Origin of the sequence: Streptomyces alkaliterrae, from assembly GCF_007097205.2 — a bacterium.
GTDB classification, from domain to species: domain Bacteria; phylum Actinomycetota; class Actinomycetes; order Streptomycetales; family Streptomycetaceae; genus Streptomyces; species Streptomyces alkaliterrae.
The window spans coordinates 1-2,800 of record NZ_VJYK02000472.1 but is presented as its reverse complement, the minus strand read 5'-3'; the positions used below and the strand labels follow the sequence as shown (position 1 = coordinate 2,800).

Genomic DNA, 2,800 nt, shown 5'->3' with positions numbered 1-2,800 from the left:
ACGCGCCCCCGCCTCCCGGCCGCCCGCCGACGTTTTTCGGAGATTTCCCGGACTTCCGCCCAACCCTGGAACCAGGGCATGGAGACTTGGCGTTGGGGACAGTGACTGTACCGTCACCGGCATCACGCACCGCCGGTGCGCGGACCGACAAGAAAGGGACCTATCCCATGGCTGTGAGCCTGTCCAAGGGCGGCAACGTATCGCTCACCAAGGAGGCCCCGGGCCTCACCGCGGTCACCGTCGGCCTCGGCTGGGACGTCCGTACCACCACCGGTACGGACTTCGACCTCGACGCCTCCGCGATCGCGGTCAACGCCAGTGGCAAGGTCTACTCCGACCAGCACTTCATCTTCTTCAACAACAAGACCTCGCCCGAGCAGGCGATCGTGCACACCGGTGACAACGTCACCGGAGAGGGCGACGGCGACGACGAGCAGATCAAGGTCGACCTGTCGCTGCTGCCGGCCGAGGTCGACAAGATCGTCTTCCCGGTCTCCATCTACGAGGCCGAGTCCCGCAGCCAGAACTTCGGCCAGGTCCGCAACGCCTACATCCGCGTCGTGAACCAGGCCGGCGAGGTCGAGATCGCGCGCTACGACCTCAGCGAGGACGCCGCCACCGAGACCGCGATGGTCTTCGGCGAGATGTACCGCAACGGCGACGAGTGGAAGTTCCGCGCCGTCGGCCAGGGCTACGCCTCCGGCCTCGTCGGCATCGCCCAGGACTTCGGCGTCAACGTCTGAGCCCCGCGCGGCCCGGTGGGCCGCGGAGAACCGGCCCACCGGGACACCCCGGTGGGCCGGTTCCCGGTTTCCGCCCCGCGCTGCGGGAGGAGCGGGCGCGGCGGGGGCGGTCGGTCAGTAGCCGGCGGTGTGGAGGAGGCGGTTCGGGGTGTCCCGGCTGACGGAGCGCAGGACGTCCTTCGTGGAGCGGTCGTTGAGGAACGCGGCGACCTCGGCCGCCGTGGCGGCCGGGTGCGCCTGCTTGAAGAGCGCGGCGACCCCGGCGACGTGCGGCGCGGCCATCGACGTTCCGGACAGGGCTACGCTGCCGCCGCCGAGCTTCGCGGAGTCGATGGACTGGCCGGGGGCGTAGAGGGAGACGCAGCGGCCCCAGTTGGAGAAGTGGGTCTCCTCGTCCCAGATGTTGGAGGCGGCCACCGTGAGCGCGCGTTCCGCCGAGGCCGGCGAGACGCGGCAGGCGTCGATGGCGCTGTTGCCGGCGGCGATGACCGGCAGCACCCCGGCGTCGTACACCGCGTTCGCGGCGCGGTTCACGCTCGGCGAGGCGTCGCCGCCCAGGGAGCCGTTCAGGACAGCGGGCTGGGTGGCGTTCCGCGCGACCCAGTCGAGGCCGGCGATGATGCCGGCGTTTGTCCCGCGGCCTTCGCAGTCCAGCACCCGGACGCTCACGAGGCCGGCCTTGCGGGCCACGCCGAACGTCCGGCCGCCGACGGTACCGGCCACGTGCGTGCCGTGCCCCTGGCAGTCCGCGCCGTTGCGCCCGTCGCCGATCGCGTCGTAGCCCGGGCGGGCCCGGCCGCCGAACTCCGTGTGCTCGTAGTCGATGCCGGTGTCGAGGATGTACGCGTTGACGCCCGCGCCGCTGCCGGCGACGGTGAAGCTGTTGTCGAGCGGCAGCTGACGCTGGTCGATGCGGTCCAGGCCCCACGTCGCGGCGGGCGCGCGGACGTCGGCCTCCGGCGGAAGCGGTACGGCCTCCACCCGGCCGTCCTCCTCGACGGCCGTGACGCCGGGCGTGCCGCGTACCGTGGTGAGCTGGGCGGCCGTCAGCGAGACGGCGAAGCCGTTCATCGCCTGGCCGTAGACGTAGGACGGCTTCACCTTCAGCTTCTCCGCGAGCCGGGTGGCGTCCGTCGCCTTGTCGAGGGTCACGATGTACTCGCCGGGCACGGCGTGCGCGGCGGTGACCAGTGGCGCGGGGGTCGATTTCGGCGGCGTGGGGGCCGCCGGTGCGGCGACGGCCGTCAGCGGCGCACCCAGCGCCAGCGTGAGGACGGCGGCCGCAGAGGTGAACCTGAGGCGAGTGATCATGCCGGTGAGATCAGCACGCCGGCGCGGCGCCGCGCGGCAGGCGTTCCCGGCGTTTTGCGTCTCGCCCCAAGCACACCTGAATGCCGTGCTGCGAAGAGGTGGATTCACGCGGGGGCCGGTTAGGGCCGGTCAGGTACCGGCGGCCGTACGGCCGGGCGGGGCGGCGTGGGAACATCGGGCGGTGATCGACCTCGGGTACAGCCTCTCCAACCGGTTCCCTGATCCGCCGCAGACGGACTACCGCACGGCGGACGTGCGCGCGCTGCGGCACGACCTGTTCTGCGGCGACGTGTACGTGGCGGACGTGGAGGCGGACCGGGAGCTTTCGACGGCGTGGGGCTGGGTGCCTGTCCTGGACTTCGCGTGGGCGCTGTGCGACGTCGTCGAGCAGATCGACAGGGACCCGCTCGGCAGCCGGGCCGCCGTGCCGCAGCACGCGGAGCTGGACTTCACGGAGTCGACCGACCGGATGTACTTCCGGCGCCGCTTCGGCTGGGTGGAGATCGGCGCGGACTGGCAGGACGCGGAGGAGCCCCCGCTGAACCTGAACCACGCCGAACTGCGCCGGGAAGCCCGGGACTTCCTGCACGACCTGGTCGCGGACCTCACGGACATGCACGAGGCGCTGAACAACATCGCCGCGGCCAAGGACCGCCCGCTGGGCATCGTCGTCAACGACAACGAGCGCTCCTACGCGCCCACCATCGGCGGCCTCGCCAACCACCTGGCCACCCTGCGCACCACCG

3 protein-coding genes and 1 pseudogene are annotated in these 2,800 nt (G+C 71.8%); 3 read left to right on the top strand and 1 reads right to left on the bottom strand.

The window, feature by feature from the left end; translation table 11 throughout:
* Positions 1-167 precede the first annotated feature (167 nt).
* A complete protein-coding gene (locus FNX44_RS25740; RefSeq protein ID WP_143651380.1) occupies positions 168-743 on the top strand; it encodes a TerD family protein in 576 nt (191 codons plus the stop codon).
* A 114-nt stretch (positions 744-857) separates the two neighbouring features.
* Here FNX44_RS25740 and FNX44_RS25735 read toward each other — a convergent pair whose 3' ends face one another.
* Positions 858-2,054, bottom strand: coding sequence for a S8 family peptidase (locus FNX44_RS25735; RefSeq protein ID WP_143651379.1), 1,197 nt, complete (start codon positions 2,052-2,054; stop codon positions 858-860).
* 181 nt (positions 2,055-2,235) lie between these two features.
* On the opposite strand from FNX44_RS25735, the pseudogene FNX44_RS25730 reads away from it, so the two are divergent.
* Both FNX44_RS25730 and FNX44_RS29580 read left to right on the top strand, forming a co-directional pair.
* Positions 2,236-2,682 (top strand): annotated as a pseudogene (locus tag FNX44_RS25730) (hypothetical protein); the annotation flags it as partial.
* The coding region (locus FNX44_RS29580; protein ID WP_267129491.1) for a 1-deoxy-D-xylulose-5-phosphate synthase N-terminal domain-containing protein at positions 2,668-2,800 on the top strand (133 nt) is incomplete at its 3' end. The pseudogene FNX44_RS25730 and the gene FNX44_RS29580, both read left to right, overlap by 15 nt.